This window comes from Methylomonas defluvii (genome assembly GCF_033949435.1).
GTDB classification, from domain to species: Bacteria; Pseudomonadota; Gammaproteobacteria; order Methylococcales; family Methylomonadaceae; genus Methylomonas; species Methylomonas defluvii.
The window spans coordinates 67,756-85,313 of the sequence record NZ_JAXARY010000005.1 but is presented as its reverse complement, the minus strand read 5'-3'; the positions used below and the strand labels follow the sequence as shown (position 1 = coordinate 85,313).

Genomic DNA, 17,558 nt, shown 5'->3' with positions numbered 1-17,558 from the left:
TCCTCTTAACCAGGCCCTATTTATCCCGAACATTCCGTTCGAGCTGAGGGCCGGGTAGTAATCGGCGACAAACCGGGCGAGTTGTTGAGCAGGGCCGGCAGCACGTCCTTGATGATCACCGGCGACATGGAAAAAACATCGTCGCCAGCCATTTTTCTGCAACCCAGGGATAAAGCGGGATAAACATCATTACCCATCCGCACGTTGCCCCCGACCACAAAAACGGGCCATTTTTGCGCAATGCGGCACTGTTATTCAAAAAACCAAGCGCATGGGCAACATTTGAGACGCGCTGAAACCTTGTCGCTGGTAAAAACGCTGAGCATGCAGATTATCGGCGTCGGTCAACAAACTGAGCCGGCGACAGCCATTTTGGCGGGCAAACGCGACCGCGTGTTCCAACAACCGGCTACCCAGGCCTAGGCCGCGAACCTCGCTTGACACGACCATATCTTCCAGCCAGGCCACCCGTTCGCCCAGCGCGGTGGAGACGGTGTAAAGCAGATTCACCATACCGACAATTTGGCATTCATGCCGCGCCACCAGAATATGACCGATGTTTGGGTCGGCGATGATGCGCGCCAAGCCCCGATGTTGAGCCGCATAATCGGGCTGGAACTCGGCTTCTTGACTGAATAATTCGCCTAGTAGCTGACAAAGCGCCGGGATGTCGGCCGCATTGGCTAAGCTTATTTCCATCCCCGTCCCCGGCTAAGCATTAAAAGCGTTGTGTAACACCCGATTTCGGCGCGAGGTAAAGATTGGCTCGGCATTGAGCAAAGCGCTGGGCAACTTAATCCTTAACAGCTTCAACCTGGATGAGCACCTTGACCTCATCGCCCACTGCCGGCACATATTTGTCGATACCAAACTCCGAGCGTTTTATCGTGCCGACCGCATCGGCGCCGCAGGTGTACTTTAATCTGATGACATTCATCCCGCAGTAAAAGTGCTCAACGTCCAAATGCACCGGCTTGCTGATGCCGTGCAAGGTCAAAATGCCATCCGCACCGACCAATTTTTCGCCTTGAAAACTGAGCTTGTCAGATTTAAAGACCATCAGCGGATATTGCTCGCTATCGAAAAACTCCTTACCGCGCAAATGCTCTTCCAAATCCTTCAAACCGGTACTGATAGACGCGGTATTGACGCTGATGTCTATGCTGCCTTTGCCCGCTGCGGTATCCAGCGTTACTTTGCCGCTGGTTTCGTTAAAACGGCCGCGTTGCGTGGAAAAACCCAAATGGCTGATTTCAAAGCTGGGGAAGGTGTGATGGCTATCGATGGTATAGCTATCGGCGGCCAGCACGCTAAAACTCAGCAAGCCGGCAGCGGTTATGGAGCAAAGTTTTCGAATCATGACTATCTCCTTTGTGGGTTAAAAAACGAGCGACACTGCATTATTGCAGAGACTTTGTGATAATAGATCAGCTTAACTCTATCACTCTGGCCATTTGCCGCTCTCATGCAACGAATCTATTACTATTACGCGGCCTTGATGGGCTTCTTCGGCCTGTTTTTGTTAATGATGGCTTGGCATACGCTATTGTCACCATCGAACAAGTTGCCCACTGCTTTGCTGTTGTTAATCTCGGCCGGACCGCTATTGCTGCCGTTTAAAGGCTTATTAAACCGCAACCTGAAAAGCTGCACCTGGATGTGTTATTTGAGCCTACCGTATTTCGCGCATGGCGCCGCTGAAGCCTATGTCAATCAAATAGAACGGCCTTATGCGCTGCTGGAAGTGTTGTTCAGCCTGCTGCTGTGCTTCGGCGCCGGCCTGTATGTCTACAAAGCGGAAAAAGCCTGAGCACCAGCGGCATGCAAGTCCCGTTACAATTCGAGTTTCAGAACGATCAGACCTTTGCCAGTTTTTTTCCCGGCAATAACGCCGAAATCGTCACGCAGTTGCAGGCCCTGGCAGAGAACGGCCAGGAACAGCAAATTTTTATCTGGGGCGATGCCGGCAGCGGGAAAAGCCACTTGTTGCAGGCCTGTTGCCAGCAAGCCAAACTGGCGGGTAAAGACCCGTTCTATCTGGCTTTTGACATCGACCATTTGCCGGCACCGACCTTGTTGGACGGCCTGGAAGATCTGGAATTGGTCTGTTTCGACAATATGCAAGCGCTGGCCGGCCACCTCGACTGGGAACACGCGCTGTTTGCTTTTTATAATACGCATCGGCAGAACAATCATAAATTGCTGCTGGCTGCCGATTGCCCGCCAAAGTTTTTGGGCTTTGACTTACCCGACCTGAAAACCCGGATGGCTTGGGGACTGACCTTAAAAATCCAGCCTTTGCGCGACGATCAGCTAATCGAAGCGCTGACTTATAAAGCCCATTTTTTGGGCTTCGACATTCCGCCGGCAGTGGGGCGATTTTTGCTGAATCATTATGTTCACGATTTAGCAGCGCTATGGTTACTTCTGGAAAAAATCGACCGCGCCACCTTGGCCGCGCAACGCAAATTAACCATTCCGTTTTTAAAGCAGATCCTGGCTGACGAAACATGAACAACAAGGTATTGATCGTGGGTGCCGGCGCTATCGGCGGCTTTTACGGTGGCCTGTTGGCTAAGGCTGGCGCGGAAGTCTCAGTGGTGTGCCGCTCCGATTATGATGTCATCAGACAGCATGGGTATCGTATAAAAAGCCATGCTCTGGGCTGCTGGCAATTCATGCCTAGCCTGGTATTGCGCGATGCCGCGAACTACGATGGTCAAGCCGATTACCTGATTTTATGCAGCAAGGTAACCTTGGACATTGATCGAGTTGCGCTGATTCGTGATGCAGTCGCTCCGCAAACAGTAATTGTGCTGATCCAAAACGGTGTCGAGATTGAACAGGAGCTGCAGCAAGCTTTCCCGGACAATCTGTTAATCAGCGGCTTGGCATTTATTTGCTGTAACCGGCTGACTCCCGGCGAGATTAGCCACTTGGCTTACGGCAAGTTGATTCTGGGTAATCTGTCAGATAGCCACGAACCTAAAACATCGCATTTGCGCGATTTGTTCCTACAAGCCGGCATCGAATGCGCGATTAGTGAAGATATTGTCGCCAGCCGCTGGCAAAAGTGTGTGTGGAATGCACCGTTTAATCCGCTATCGGTACTGTCCGGCGGATTGGCAACTCAGGCGATATTGCAGAATCAGGAAAATTTTGTGCGCCGCGTGATGCAGGAAGTCTGCAGTATTGCCGCGGCTTGCGGCCACCCGCTACCGGCCAATATTATCGAAAATCACATTGCTCTGACCCGTGATATGCCGCCCTATAAAACCAGCATGCTACTGGATTTCGAACGCGGACAGACCATGGAAACCGAAGCCATTCTCGGCAACGCGGTGCGCGCCGCCCAGCGGCAAGGTTTAGACTGTCCTTGCCTGCAGTCGCTTTATGTATTGATGCAACTCCGGGAGCTGCAAATCCGTTCTAATAGCCTTCTTAGCTAATTCACACAATTGACATTCTGCTTTTTGTTATTTTTCGGTTAGAATGTGAAGATTTTCATTGACCCTGTCTTTGAAGAAGCCGTGTGAATTTCGCCTCAGACCTTGCAAAGCGAAGACCGGCCGCATACTTCGCTAGACTAGCAGCTATGTGATCCACAACCAACCGTGGCAATGGTGCTGGGGTTTAAAAGTTTTTATGTCCATTTTTAGAGTATAACCATGACTGATCTATCGCTTTACAGAAACATCGGCATCTTCGCTCACGTCGATGCCGGTAAAACCACGACCACCGAGCGGATTTTGAAGCTGACCGGAAAAATCCACAAAATCGGTGAAGTTCACGAAGGCGAATCAACCATGGACTTCATGGCTCAGGAAGCCGAGCGCGGTATCACCATTCAGTCAGCGGCCACTACCTGTTCTTGGGCGGGCAGCACCAAGCAATTTGAACCACACCGCTTCAACATCATCGACACCCCGGGCCACGTTGACTTTACTATCGAAGTTTATCGTTCCTTGAAAGTATTGGACGGCGGCATCGGCGTATTCTGCGGTTCCGGCGGCGTTGAACCTCAATCCGAAACCAACTGGCGCTATGCGAACGACTCGAAAGTTTCTCGTATCATTTACGTCAACAAGCTGGACAGATTGGGCGCGGATTTCTATCGCGTCATCAAGCAAGTCGAAGACGTACTGGGTGCAAAACCGGTCGTCATGACCTTGCCTATCGGCGAAGAAGATAATTTCGTCGGCGTGGTCGACCTGTTGACCCGCAAAGCCTGGGTTTGGGATAACTCCGGCGATCCAATGAAATACGAAATCCAAGATGTTCCAGCCAACATGGTGGAACAAGTCGAAGAATGGCGCGCGAAACTGATCGATTCAGTCGCGGACCAAGACGACGAGATCATGGAAAAATATCTGGAAGGCGAAGAACCTACCATCGAAGAAATCAAACGCTGCATCCGCAAAGGCACCATCGCGATGGATTTCTTCCCGACCTATTGCGGCTCTTCGTTCAAAAACAAAGGCGTGCAATTGGTGTTGGATGGCGTTATCGAATACCTGCCGAATCCTACCGAAGTTAACCCACAGCCTGAAACCGATATCGAAGGCGTGCCAACCGGCGAACACGCGATTGTCGATCCAGAACGTCCGTTCCGCGCGCTGGTTTTCAAAATCATGGACGACCGTTTCGGCGCCTTGAACTTCGTCCGTGTTTATTCCGGCAAGCTGAAAAAAGGCGACTCGGTATTGAACACCTACACCGGCAAAACCGAACGTGTGGGCCGGATGGTGGAAATGCACGCCAACGACCGTAATGAGATCGAAACCGCACAAGCCGGCGACATCGTCGCGTTGATTGGTTTGAAAAACGTGCAAACCGGCCACACCCTGTGCGATCCCGACAAACCGGCCACATTGGAGCCGATGGTATTCCCGGATCCCGTTATCTCCATTGCGATTGCACCGAAAGACAAAGGCAGCAACGAAAAAATGGGTATTGCGCTGGGCAAAATGGTGCAAGAAGATCCCTCTTTCCGCGTTGAAACCGACCAAGAATCCGGCGAAACCATCATCAAAGGTATGGGTGAGCTGCATCTTGACATTAAAGTCGACATCTTGCGCCGTACCCACGGTGTAGACGTCAACGTAGGTAAACCACAGGTGGCTTACCGCGAAACCATTACCCAACGCATCGAAGACAGCTACACCCACAAAAAACAATCGGGCGGTTCCGGTCAATACGCGAAAATTGATTACGTCATCGAGCCAGGCGAAGCAGGCAGCGGTTTCGTATTCGAATCACAAGTGACCGGTGGTAACGTACCTCGCGAATACTGGCCTGCTGTCGAAAAAGGCTTTAAAGCCAGTATCGACAAAGGTGTGTTGGCAGGCTTCCCGTGCTTGGACTTCAAAGTCATTCTGACCGACGGTGCTTTCCACGCGGTTGACTCCTCATCCATCGCTTTCGAAATCGCTGCCCGTGCCGCGTACCGTCAATCGATCCCAAAAGGTAGTCCGCAATTGCTGGAGCCGATCATGAAAGTGGACGTATTCACACCTGATGCGCATGTCGGTGACGTAATCGGTGACTTGAACCGTCGCCGCGGCATGATCAAATCGCAAGATGCCGGTGTTACCGGTGTGCGTATTAAAGCCGACGTGCCGCTGAGCGACATGTTCGGTTACATTGGCGATTTGCGCACCATGACTTCCGGTCGCGGCCAGTTCTCCATGGAGTTCTCGCATTACACCGCTTGCCCACGCAATGTCGCGGAAGAGGTGATCAAGGAAGTTAAGGAACGTAACAAAGACAAATAAGCATGATACGGGCTGATCTTGTCGGCCCTTATTCTGCTTAATATTGCCGATCAGCCACCTGCCGCGTTAAGCGGCAGGTGCATTTTTAACCATAAAGCTTCCGCCATGCACGGCAGCTTGTTCATTTACCTAACCTTGGAAGAACAATATGGCTTTTGTAATCACCGAAAACTGCATCAAATGCAAATTTACCGACTGCGTTGACGTATGCCCCGTCGATTGCTTTCATGAAGGTCCCAATTTTCTGGTTATCGATCCCGACGAATGTATCGATTGCACCCTCTGTGAACCCGAGTGCCCAGCCAACGCCATCCACGCGGAAGACGAACTGCCCGAGGGCCAAGAACACTTCGCAGCGCTGAACGCGGAACTGGCCAAACAATGGCCTATCATTACGGAAGTGAAAGACTCTCTACCAGACGCCGACGAATGGAACGGCAAACCCGGTAAATTTGCGTTGTTGGAAAAGTAAGAACTGCCATTGATTAATGAAATACCGAGCCCATGCCTTTCCGGCATGGGCTCAACCCAGCGTTAAAGCACTCGCTAGTCACTAGCACTTAATCCCGCAAGTTAGCGATAGTATTTCGTGGTTACGCACTACGACCCTCGCGTTTTCGCCATTGAAAAGATGTAGTCATTGGATTGCACTTTGCTCGCGTTAGGCTGCTCGTGACACCCCGCCAAGATTACATTATTAGCAGTTAATAATTCACATCGACACTCGCTACGGAGTCACTTACAGCGGCGGTACTTTTACCACCATTTATGCCCCCTTCCGATCCCATTCTCCATCTGACTGCTTGGTACTTCTCCCGTTAGTTTTATTGGTTTGTTGTTTCCCGTCATTCAGGTGCCATGTTCACCGCCATTAACCTCGCTAAATGCGGACTCGAATAACTGCGGGGGTGGTGTCGATTGTCAGAGCATTTTCATTCGACCCAAAACCCATCATGGCGAGAAATCAAGCAAAGCATCCACAAAACCCCTAAGATCAAAGCATCCCCGCTAACTGTTCTAATTCCGTCATGAAAAACCACCACCGATTACTGCTGAGTTTAGTGCTGGGCGCGTGCGCAGGACTGGTCTGCCACGGCTTTGCCAACAGCGAGGCATTGCAAATCTTTAACCGCTACTTGATGGAACCCATCGGTCAAGTCTTTTTGCGGCTGATTTTCATGATCGTGGTGCCAATGGTGATGAGTGGTTTGATGCTGGGGGTGTATCAACTTAGCAATCATAACGGATTGGCGCGGGTGGCCCAGCGTACTTTGTTTTTTACCCTATTGGCCAGTTCGGCGTCGGTGGCGGTGGGGATTTCGTTGGTCAATCTGGCCCAGCCTGGGGTGGGGCTGGATATTTCGCAGATGTTGGGCGATAGCGGCGGCGTGAATAAAATCCAGCAAAACGTGGCGCAAGCCAAGCCGGTGGTGCAATCCTTATTGGAGATCATCCCCAAAAATCCGTTCGCCAGTGCCACTCAAGCACTGGAAGGCGAGATGTTGTCGTTGATGTTCTTTTCCTTGGCCTTCGGCGCGGCGCTGGCGGCGACCAATGGTGACAAGCCGTCGCGTTGGGTTGGCTTATTGGAAGAAACCTATGCCGCCTGCTTGTTGGTCGTCGATACCGCGATGAAACTGGCGCCGATTGCCGTGTTTGCGCTGGTGTTTCAATCGACTTTCAAATTCGGGCATCACATATTGTTTTCCTTGGGGTTTTACGTGCTGGTGGTGGTAACCGGTCTGCTGCTACAGCAAGTGGTGGTGTACAGCATGCTACTGCGCTTTTTTACTCTGATCCAGCCGCTGAGTTTTTTTCGGCAATGCCGGGATGTCTATCTCTACGCATTTGCCACAGCGTCGTCGAATGCCACATTGCCGCGCTCGCTGGAACTGGCGGAACACGATTTAAAACTGCGGCCGGAAGTGGCGCGCTTTGTGTTGACGATAGGCTCTACCGCCAACCAGAACGGCACGGCCTTGTTCGAAGGCATTACCGTGCTGTTCCTGGCGCAGGTTTATGGTGTCGATTTATCGCTGGCGCAGCAGGTGCAAGTGGTATTGATGTCTATATTGGCCGGCATTGGCACGGCCGGCGTGCCCGGCGGCTCGCTGCCGCTGATCATGATATTGACCCAGCAGGTCGGCATTCCGGCCGAGGGCATGGGCTTGATTTTGGGCGTGGACCGCTTTCTGGATATGTGCCGTACCACCTTGAACGTGAGCGGCGATTTGGTGATTGCAGCCTTGGTCGACCAACCCGAACCGCAGCGAAACTAACAAACCAACTGTGTCATATCGCCCATAGGATTGGCCATATGCCTTAGTTTTTAGCCCCAATTTAACGACCCCGGCTACCGGAACACCTCATATTGCCGGCATTCCGCCGCCATGGCATGTAGCTTGCTGAAAATTGAATTCTCGCATGAATTCGATTTGGCATGACACAACCACACAACGCCGTCACCAGTCAGGAATTGGCCGATTTTTTCAACGCCAGCCACCCGCAACTACAAAAATATCTGTATTGGCAGGTCCGCTCGCGGGAAGTGGCCGAGGAGCTGGCGCAGGAAACCTATCTGCGGTTTTTGAAACAAGAGCCCCGGCAAATTCTGGATTTGAATGCGTTCATGTTTACCATCGCCGCCAATCTGGCGCGAGACCATCTGCGCGGCATCAAACGCCAGCAACATCGCGAGATGGTGCCGCTGGATACCGACATAGCCGACTCGAAACCGCACACGGAAGACATCGTTGCCAGGCAATATCTGGGAGAACAATTGCAACAAGCCATCGCCAGCTTGCCAGACAGAACCAGGGAAATTTTTCTGTTATACCGCGCCGACGAACTGAGCTACAAACAGATCGCCGCGCGACTGGATATTTCCGAACGCACCGTCGAATATCATCTGCGCCAAGCGCTGCTGCTGTGCCGAAGTTTTTTGACCAATACTTGAGCGCTGTTTAAATAGCTCTCGGCGCAGCCGCTCCCCATTCAAGTATCCATGCTGAAAATATACCCGGTCGAAGCGGCTCGGGCTTTGCTTTACAATCCCTTTCAACCGAGCTTTTAGCCGCCGACTACCCGGAGTCCCACCATTAACCCGATTGCATCCTCTTCCGACCGCATCTTTACCGAAGCCAATGCCTGGTTCTTTCGGCTGCGCGCGGACGATGTCGGCGCCGCCGAGCGAGAACGGTTTGCCGCGTGGCTGGCCGCCAGCCCCTTGCATGCGGAGGCCTGGGACACGGTGCAAGCGTTATTCGCGGATTTGGAAGCCCCCGCCAAGGCCGTTCGCCGGCAAGCCGCGGCACCCTTGACCGCCAAGCGTCCTCGACGCCGGCGAACCGCTAGCATGGCAGCGGCCTTGGCCGCTTGTGTGGGCTTGATCGCCGTGCTCCCGCAATCGACACTTCTGCAAAACCTGCAAAGCGATTATCACACCGCCACCGGCGAACAGCGCCTAGTAACGTTGGCCGACGGCTCCCGGCTGCTGTTGAATACCGACAGCGCGGTCGGCATCGAAATGACCGCCGCTGAACGCCGGATTACGCTGCTGCGCGGCGAAGCGTTTTTCGAAGTAACGCGCGCGCCGCAACGGCCGTTTTGGGTGGTGGCCGGCGACGCCCGCGCCCGAGTCACCGGCACCGCGTTCAGCGTCGGCCGCCGTTCGGAAAATGTTGCCGTCACCGTCGCCGAGGGCCGGGTGGAAACCAGCACCGAAAGTCACCCCGACCAGATCACACCCTTGACGCCCGGCGAGTCGGCGCATTATCGAGGCGCCCGGCTCTCCGCCAAGCACACGGCCGACATAGCGCGCGAATTGGCCTGGCGCCAAGGGCAAATGGTCTTCGTGCAAGCGCCGCTGGCCGAAGTGGTGGCGCAAATCAATCGTTATCGCCCCGGCCGTTTGATCGTCACGGACCCGCAATTGGAAAATCGGCCAATCACGGCGGTGTTTAATATCGACAAGTTGGACGATGCGGTATCCGCGCTGGAGCAAACCTTCGGCATTCGGGCCCGGCGCATTGCCGATTATTGGGTGTTGCTGGGATAAAGTTAGAGTGTGTCCGGCCAAAGTCTGGCCGTATGAATAATGGCAAGCACATGAATGTCCTTATCCTGTACACGGTAAACAACAATGAACGGAAAATGCGTAATGATCAGTTCTCGGGTGCCGTCGATACGGCCCGGACGGCCCATGAAAGGATTTGCGAGTAAGCTATTCAGCGTGTCGTGAATTTTGGTAATAATTCGTGTTGCAGCATTGCGGTTGTCTTGAGCCACAAAGTCGTATATCTCGCTCAAATCGGTCTTGGCTCGCCGGGTATAGCGGAGTCTCATTTCATTGATGGCAACGAATGTTGTTCAAAAAACGCGGCCATTTCAGCGTCGTCAACGAAATCTCCACGGTCCGCTTGAGCAAGCCCTTCCTTGATTTTATCCAGCATGCCATTTTCCCACGCAATGAAATTGCCGATGGCTTGATTCGCTAGCTCCGTTTCATCTCGATGAGTTTGCTTGGCAAGCGCGCTCAATTGGGCTTTTAGTTCGGGACTTACTTGTAAGGTAACAGGCATGGCGGCTTCTTCCGTTGTTCGAAAAACATCGTGAATACCAGTTTAATGACTCGCGTTTCTTAACACAATAAATACAGCGTGGCGTAGAGGTGAAATATTTTTAATTTTGCCTAGGGATATGCGCTAAGCCATCGTCCTTGATGGTTAATGGGCCGAATTGCCCAGCAACCCTGACGACGATTTATCTTGCGGAGATGCAAATGCCTGATCAACGACCTATCGCCACCCGCTTGCCACGGCGCAAATTCAAGACACCTGCGCGACTGCCCGGCGGCCTGTTGCTGCTTTCGCTGGCGGCATCCTCTGCCGCGCAAGCTGCGGAACCGGCCTTGACAGCCCTGGCCGAGCAAGCGGCCGACTACCGGATTCGCTCGCAGACTCTGGACAAGGCCTTGGTGGAGTTTTCGCTGAAATCCGGCATTCAAGTGGTGGCCGACGGCAAATTGACCGCCGGCGCTATTTCTCCTGGCGTATCCGGCCAATATGCGCCGGAGCAGGCTTTACGAAAATTGCTGGCGGGCACCGGCGTGGCGGTGCAATCCAGCCGCAACGGCACGGTGACTTTGGAAAAAGCCGCCGCACCCGAGCCGCAATCTGGCGCCAATACTTTGCCGACGGTGACGGTGGCCGGTAAGGCTGCGTATGACCTCACGGACCCTTATAGCCGCGACTACAATCGGCCCATCGCCAGTACCGCGACCAAAACCGATACCCCCATCATGGAAACGCCGATGTCGATCCAAGTGATTCCGCGCGCGGTGCTGGACGATCAACAAGCAATTTCGGTCGGCGATGCCTTAAAAAACGTCAGCGGCGTGCAATCGGGGGGCTATAGTTTTTACGACAACGCCACGATCCGAGGCTTCGATGCCGGGCAAAGCACCTATCGTAACGGGCTGCGCCAACCTTATATCACCAACCTGGAAACCGCCAATCTGGATCGGGTGGAGGTCCTGAAAGGGCCGGCATCGATCTTATTCGGCCGCATCGAACCCGGCGGTTTGGTCAACCTGGCGACCAAGCGTCCGCTCGACACCCCTTATTATTCCGTACAACAACAATTCGGCTCTTACGACCTCTTCCGCACCACGGTCGATGCGACGGGACCGCTCTTGGCGGACAAATCGCTGTTATATCGGATGAATATCGCATACAAAGACAACGATACCTTTCGGGATTTCGCGCATCAGGAGCATGTGTTTGTCGCGCCTTCGCTAACCTGGCGTCCCAACGACCGTTTCGAAACCAATCTCGACATCGAATATCAGCACGATACCTGGGTGGAAGACGGTAGCGATAGCGGCATTCCGGCTATCGGCAACCGTCCGGCCAATCTCCCGATTAATCGCTATCTGGGCGATGCAGTGTTCAATCGCCAAAACCCGAATACTCAGGATAAGGTGCTGTTGGGTTTCGATTGGTCGTATCAGTTCAACCAAGACTGGAAGTTGAAAAACCGCTTCCAATACATCGACGCGCAATATCATCAATCGATACTCTGGGCGGATAGCTTGGCTGATGACAATCAAACGCTTTCTCGCGGCCTGTGGCATACACCCATACACCGGATGACCTACAGCACCAATCTGGATTTGACCGGCAAGTTCGATACCGGATTTGCCCACCATGACGTACTGGTCGGCTTCGATTTAAATCGCTTTAACAGTCAGGACGGCGGCGGATTTTCGGGCTATGCCGATACTTATTCGGACCTGGATATCAATATCAACAACCCGGCGTACGGCGTCGATCTATCGGCGTTGGCCGGCGCGAAAAACTTTTACTATAAATCCCAAGATAACTGGTACGGCGTCTATTTTCAGGACCAAATCACCTTGTGGGATAAGCTGCATATTCTGGGCGGCGGCCGTCACGACTGGGCAGAAAATGGTAGCGGCGAATCGTCGAATTCGCATGCCGCAATCTCGATGAAAAATACCCGTAGCGAATTTTTCAGCCCGCGGGTTGGCATTCTCTACCAGCCTTGGCAATGGCTGGCGCTATACGGTAATTACGTGGAGTCCATAGGCAGTAATAATGGCGGCCGCTCCGCGTCCGGCCAACCGTTCGGACCGCAGACCGCGACCCAATTCGAGGGCGGTATTAAAACCGAATTTTTCGATGGCCGCCTGAGTTCCACACTGGCCTATTTTCATCTGACTAAACAAAACACGCTGGCCACCGATCCCAACAACCCCTTGTTTAGCGTAGCGGTGGGCGAAGCCCGTAGCCGTGGCGTGGAGCTCGACATAACCGGCCGGGTTACCGAGAACCTGAGTTTGATCGGCACTTATGCCTATACCGATACCAAAATCACCAAGGATTCGGCGGCGATCTATGATGCTGACGGCAACGCCATTGCCACGAACTCGGGCAACACCGGCCACCAACTGCCCACGGCACCGCGCCATTCTGGCAGTCTGTGGGCCAAATATGACATAGACAACGGCCTTTTGCGGGGCTTGAACTTCGGTACCGGCGTTTATGTCCGCGGCCAACGGCAGGGCGACAACGCCAACAGCTTTCAATTGCCCGGTTATGCGCGTTGGGATGCCAGCATTAGTTACAGTTTCAAACACGGTGGCACCAAAATCACCCCGCAACTCAATGTCTACAACTTACTCGACAAAACCTATTACGACCATTCCAGCAATCGGCTGAATATTCGCCCCGGCGAACCGTTGACGTTTCTGGGTTCGGTGCGGGTAGAGTTTTGATGCCTCACGCCATAGCGGCTCCGGGCTTCCAACCCCGATCCAAAAATTTTTAGGCTAGCCCGGTGGGAATTTCACTGTCTGATACGTCTTATCCGCTGATGGCCGGCACTTTGCCGGCTTGAAATGGAAATCCTGGAGCTGCTATGAAAATCCGCCCCTTTTGGGTAGTTGTGCACCGTTATGCCGGTTTGGCGATGACGGTGTTTTTGATCATCGTCGGTTTGACCGGCAGTCTATTGGCGTTTTACAGCGAATTGGAACAGCTGATCAGTCCGCAGTTATTCGCTCCGGCATCCGCTTCGCCGCGCTTGAGTCCGCCGTTGCTGAAAGCCAAGGCCGAACAGTTGGTGCCGCAAGCTAGCGTCGCGGCAATATGGCTGGAGCACGATGCCGCGAATGTTGACCTGGAGCCCCTTAGCAATCCTGCTAACGGTAAACCTTATGAACTCGGCTTCACCCAGTTGATCCTCAATCCCTATACCGGCGAAGAACTGGGCCGCCGCACTTGGGGAGCGATTTCCGAAGGCTGGATCAACCTGATGCCCTTTGTTTACAAGCTGCATTATGCTCTGGCGTTGGATGAAATCGGCGGCTGGATTTTGGGCATTACCGCACTGGTGTGGACCTTGGATTGCTTCGTGGGATTTTATCTGACACTGCCCGTTGCAAAACGACACACCTCGCCGGCTGTCCACGGAAAGCCGCGTTCGTTTTGGCAACGCTGGGCGCCGGCCTGGAAAATCAAAGCGCGCGGTTCCCGCTTCCGCATAAACTTTGATTTGCATCGTGCCGGTGGTTTGTGGGTGTGGGCCATGCTGTTGGTGTTCGCCTGGTCCAGCGTTTATATGAATCTGGCGGATACTGTTTACGCGCCGGTCACCCGGGCGGTATTCACCGATTATCACGAACCCTGGATCGATTTTCCTGATCCGGACAAACCCTTGGAGCAGCCAGCAATTGCCTGGTCTGACGCTTACCGGATAGCCGTCGAGCAGATGGACCAAGCGGCGCGTGAGCAAGGATTTGTGATTCAGTCTCCGTCAGGCTTTCGCTATAACCCGGCCAAAGGGTTTTATGTTTATCAGGTGCGCACTAGCCTGGATATACAAGACAAGCACGGCACTACCCGTTTGGTAATCGACGCAACCACCGGAGCTAAAAAATTGCTGTTACTGCCCCGCGGCCAGTATGCCGGCAACACAGTGACTAACTGGTTGGGGGCCTTGCACATGGCTAACGTCTTCGGCATGCCCTACCGGATTTTTGTGTGCCTGCTGGGGCTGGTGATCGTGATGCTATCGGTGACGGGCGTAGTGATCTGGCTGAAAAAGCGCCGGGCCAGACTGCAAAAAACGGTGTTGCAGGATTAAGCTTAAGAGGCCGATGCCAGCGAGTAAGTTATGGTTTTCGCTGGCGTCCGCCATCGCATAAGCCTCACCATCGATTAATTGAGTTTGATTGTGGGCTGTAGTTATCCCCGAAGATATTCTTCCGGGCTAATTCTGCGTTGGGTTTGCGGTAATGCCATGGCTGAACTCACGAAGAAAGCGGTTTTCAAACGGTGTGATGCAACATCGTCGATAGCCGGCCTAGCAGTCAAGCATCCCGGCGCCAACTGGTAATAACGCACTTGCAGCCATCAGCGTGGCCCTGTATCGTTGCGGGAACCCTAATTCTTGCTTGTTGACTTTACATGTCCGATTCCTCTCCCAACAAATTGATCCTGGTCGACGGCTCGTCGTTTCTATTTCGCGCCTTTCACGCCGTACCACCGTTGACCAATGCCCAGGGCGAACCGACTAACGCTGTTTACGGCGTGTCCAATATGCTGCGCAAGCTGATCAATGACTACAACACGCCCTATATTACCGTGGTGTTCGACGCGCCAGGCAAGACTTTCAGACATGATTTGTACGATCAATACAAAGCGCATCGGCCACCGATGCCCGACGATTTGCGGGTGCAGATTGCGCCCTTGCACGACTTGATCCGGTCCTTGGGTTTGCCGCTGATTATCGAACACGGCGTGGAAGCCGACGACGTGCTGGGCAGTCTGGCGCAAAACGCCGCGCGGCAAGGTTTTGAGGTTATTATTTCCACCGGCGACAAGGACATGGCGCAGCTGGTCAACGAGCAAATCACGCTGGAAAACACCATGACCAACACCCGCATGGATATTCAGGGTGTGCAGGACAAATTCGGCGTAAAGCCGGAGCAAATCATCGATTATCTGGCGCTGATGGGCGATGCGGTGGATAACATTCCCGGCGTGCCGAAAGTTGGGCCAAAAACCGCCGCAAAATGGTTGCAGGAGTACGAAACGCTGGATAATCTGATCGCCCGCGCCGACGAGATCAAGGGCAAAATCGGCGATAACTTGCGCGAAGCCTTGGGCCAACTGCCCTTGTCCCGCGAACTGACCACCATTAAGTGCGACGTGGCCTTGCATTACAGTCTGGACGATTTGAAACGCAAGGAGCCGGACATCGCCGCGCTGAAAAATCAGTTGGGCCATTTGGGTTTCAGCAGCTGGCTAAAAACTTTGAACGGCGACGGTTCAACCCCCTCTCCAGCGGGAGAGGGAGGGGTGAGGGGAAATCAAAGTAGCCCCCCCTCATTTCAGCCTTTACCCGCGGAGGAGAATGAGCCGAAGGCCGCGCTTACCAGAAACTACCAAACCATCCTCACCCAAACCGATTTCGATACCTGGCTGGAAAAACTCCGGCAAGCCGAGCTGTTTGCCTTTGACACCGAAACCACCAGCCTGAATTACAGCGACGCGCAAATCGTCGGCGTGTCGTTTGCGGTAGACGCCGGGCAGGCCGCTTATCTGCCGGTGGCGCACGATTATCCCGGCGTACCGGCCCAACTTGACCGGCAAAGCGTCTTGGATGCCTTGAAGCCCTTACTCGAAGATCCAAAAAAAGCCAAGCTGGGCCAAAACCTGAAATACGACAGCCATGTGTTGGTCAACCACGGCATCGCACTACGCGGCATTCAACACGACACCATGCTGGAATCGTACGTGCTGAACAGCACCGCGACCAAACACAATATGGACGATCTGGCCAAGCATTACCTGGGGGTGGATACCATTCATTTCGAAGATGTGGCCGGCAAGGGCGCCAAGCAGATCGGCTTCGCCGAAGTGGCTATCGAGCAAGCCAGCGAATATGCCGCCGAGGATGCCGACATCACCTTGCGCCTGCATCAAACCCTGTCCGCGCAATTGCAACAACACCCTCGTTTGTGGGAGTTGTATAACGAGATCGAAGTGCCACTGATTAGCGTATTGGCGCGCATCGAAGAAAACGGCGTGTTGATCGACAGCGCGATGCTGGCCCAACAAAGCCTGGAGCTGGCGAACCGGATGATAGGCATCGAACAGCAAGCACACGATCTAGCCGGATCGGCGTTCAATCTCGGTTCACCCAAGCAGATTCAGGAAATCTTGTACGACCGCTTGAACCTGCCTGTGCTGAAGAAAACCCCGAAAGGCCAGCCGTCTACCGATGAATCGGTGTTGCAGGAACTGGCCGTGGATTACGCTTTGCCCAAGCTGATTCTGGATTTTCGCAGCATGAGCAAGCTCAAATCCACGTATACCGACAAATTGCCGCAGCAGATCAATGATCGCACCGGCCGGGTGCATACCTCTTATCATCAAGCGGTAGCCGCGACCGGGCGCTTGTCCTCATCCGACCCCAATCTGCAAAACATCCCGATTCGCAGTGAAGAAGGCCGCAAGATTCGGCAGGCTTTTATCGCCCCACCCGGCTATAAGATTGTCGCGGCCGACTATTCGCAGATCGAACTGCGGATCATGGCCCATTTGTCCGGCGATGCCGGCCTGCTGGCGGCGTTTTCGCAAGGTGTGGACGTGCATCGCGCGACGGCGGCGGAAGTATTCGAAGTGGAACTGGATCAGGTGACTCACGATTTGCGCCGTTCGGCCAAGGCCATCAATTTTGGTTTGATTTACGGCATGTCGGCGTTTGGACTGGCCCAGCAATTGGGCTTGCCGCGCAACCAGGCCCAGGCGTATATCGATCTGTACTTCAGCCGTTATCCCGGCGTGAAGCAATATATGGACAACACCCGGGAACTGGCCAAACAGCAAGGCTACGTGGAAACTATCTTCGGCCGGCGTTTGTATTTGCCGGAGATTAACTCCCGCAACGCCGCGATGCGCCAATATGCCGAGCGCACCGCCATCAATGCGCCGATGCAAGGCACCGCTGCCGACATCATCAAACGGGCGATGCTGGCTTGCGATGCCTGGATAAGCACGGATAATCCGGACGTTAAAATGATCATGCAAGTACATGATGAACTGGTATTCGAAGTAGCCGAAGCGCGCTTGAACGAACATATGGAAACCATTCGCGGCATCATGTCCGGCGCTGCTGAACTGCACGTGCCTCTATTAGTGGAGGCAGGCAGCGGCGAGAACTGGGACGAAGCGCATTGAGTGCTACAGAGGCTGT

16 protein-coding genes are annotated in these 17,558 nt (G+C 53.7%); 11 read left to right on the top strand and 5 right to left on the bottom strand.

Going from position 1 to position 17,558, the window contains the following annotated elements; genetic code table 11:
* Positions 1 to 20: 20 nt before the first annotated feature.
* The 3 genes from QLH52_RS07160 to QLH52_RS07150 form a co-directional block, all read right to left on the bottom strand.
* Positions 21 to 203 (bottom strand): hypothetical protein, encoded by a 183-nt coding sequence (locus QLH52_RS07160; protein WP_319961065.1) that lies wholly within the window; start codon positions 201 to 203, stop codon positions 21 to 23.
* A gap of 52 nt (positions 204 to 255) precedes the next feature.
* On the bottom strand, positions 256 to 699 hold the full coding sequence (locus QLH52_RS07155; RefSeq protein WP_319961064.1) for a GNAT family N-acetyltransferase: 444 nt from the start codon (positions 697 to 699) through the stop codon (positions 256 to 258).
* A gap of 94 nt (positions 700 to 793) precedes the next feature.
* Entirely contained in the window at positions 794 to 1,360 is a 567-nt protein-coding gene (locus QLH52_RS07150) for a YceI family protein (RefSeq protein WP_319961063.1), read from the bottom strand.
* Between the two features lie 105 nt (positions 1,361 to 1,465).
* On the opposite strand from QLH52_RS07150, the gene QLH52_RS07145 reads away from it, so the two are divergent.
* The 8 genes from QLH52_RS07145 (at position 1,466) to QLH52_RS07110 (ending at position 9,831) form a co-directional block, all read left to right on the top strand.
* Positions 1,466 to 1,810 (top strand): DUF2069 domain-containing protein, encoded by a 345-nt coding sequence (locus tag QLH52_RS07145; RefSeq protein WP_033158283.1) that lies wholly within the window; start codon positions 1,466 to 1,468, stop codon positions 1,808 to 1,810.
* Between the two features lie 11 nt (positions 1,811 to 1,821).
* Positions 1,822 to 2,514, top strand: a complete 693-nt coding sequence (gene hda / locus QLH52_RS07140) for a DnaA regulatory inactivator Hda (protein WP_319961062.1) — start codon at positions 1,822 to 1,824, stop codon at positions 2,512 to 2,514.
* Positions 2,511 to 3,449, top strand: a complete 939-nt coding sequence (locus QLH52_RS07135; RefSeq protein ID WP_319961061.1) for a ketopantoate reductase family protein — start codon at positions 2,511 to 2,513, stop codon at positions 3,447 to 3,449. The genes hda and QLH52_RS07135 overlap by 4 nt, the downstream gene beginning before the upstream one ends.
* A gap of 219 nt (positions 3,450 to 3,668) precedes the next feature.
* Positions 3,669 to 5,774 (top strand): elongation factor G, encoded by a 2,106-nt coding sequence (fusA, locus tag QLH52_RS07130; RefSeq protein WP_319961060.1) that lies wholly within the window; start codon positions 3,669 to 3,671, stop codon positions 5,772 to 5,774.
* A gap of 148 nt (positions 5,775 to 5,922) precedes the next feature.
* Positions 5,923 to 6,246, top strand: coding sequence for a ferredoxin FdxA (gene fdxA, locus QLH52_RS07125; protein ID WP_033158287.1), 324 nt, complete (start codon positions 5,923 to 5,925; stop codon positions 6,244 to 6,246).
* Between the two features lie 556 nt (positions 6,247 to 6,802).
* Positions 6,803 to 8,053 carry a dicarboxylate/amino acid:cation symporter gene (locus QLH52_RS07120; protein ID WP_319961058.1) on the top strand — a complete coding sequence of 417 codons (1,251 nt, stop codon included), beginning with the start codon at positions 6,803 to 6,805 and terminating at the stop codon, positions 8,051 to 8,053.
* Between the two features lie 161 nt (positions 8,054 to 8,214).
* On the top strand, positions 8,215 to 8,730 hold the full coding sequence (locus QLH52_RS07115) for an RNA polymerase sigma factor (RefSeq protein ID WP_205451792.1): 516 nt from the start codon (positions 8,215 to 8,217) through the stop codon (positions 8,728 to 8,730).
* A gap of 141 nt (positions 8,731 to 8,871) precedes the next feature.
* Positions 8,872 to 9,831 (top strand): FecR family protein, encoded by a 960-nt coding sequence (locus tag QLH52_RS07110; RefSeq protein ID WP_319961164.1) that lies wholly within the window; start codon positions 8,872 to 8,874, stop codon positions 9,829 to 9,831.
* A 2-nt stretch (positions 9,832 to 9,833) separates the two neighbouring features.
* Here QLH52_RS07110 and QLH52_RS07105 read toward each other — a convergent pair whose 3' ends face one another.
* Together QLH52_RS07105 and QLH52_RS07100 are read right to left on the bottom strand one after the other, a co-directional pair.
* A complete protein-coding gene (locus QLH52_RS07105) occupies positions 9,834 to 10,118 on the bottom strand; it encodes a type II toxin-antitoxin system RelE/ParE family toxin (protein ID WP_033158290.1) in 285 nt (94 codons plus the stop codon).
* Positions 10,115 to 10,354: a CopG family ribbon-helix-helix protein gene (locus tag QLH52_RS07100; protein ID WP_319961057.1), complete on the bottom strand. Its 240-nt coding sequence runs from the start codon at positions 10,352 to 10,354 to the stop codon at positions 10,115 to 10,117. Before QLH52_RS07100 ends, QLH52_RS07105 begins: the two co-directional genes overlap by 4 nt.
* Positions 10,355 to 10,554: 200 nt before the next feature.
* On the opposite strand from QLH52_RS07100, the gene QLH52_RS07095 reads away from it, so the two are divergent.
* From QLH52_RS07095 to polA, 3 genes are all read left to right on the top strand, one after another.
* Positions 10,555 to 13,071, top strand: a complete 2,517-nt coding sequence (locus QLH52_RS07095; protein ID WP_319961056.1) for a TonB-dependent siderophore receptor — start codon at positions 10,555 to 10,557, stop codon at positions 13,069 to 13,071.
* 143 nt (positions 13,072 to 13,214) lie between these two features.
* Positions 13,215 to 14,441, top strand: a complete 1,227-nt coding sequence (locus QLH52_RS07090) for a PepSY-associated TM helix domain-containing protein (protein WP_319961055.1) — start codon at positions 13,215 to 13,217, stop codon at positions 14,439 to 14,441.
* 323 nt (positions 14,442 to 14,764) lie between these two features.
* Positions 14,765 to 17,542, top strand: a complete 2,778-nt coding sequence (polA, locus tag QLH52_RS07085) for a DNA polymerase I (RefSeq protein WP_319961054.1) — start codon at positions 14,765 to 14,767, stop codon at positions 17,540 to 17,542.
* Positions 17,543 to 17,558 lie beyond the last annotated feature (16 nt).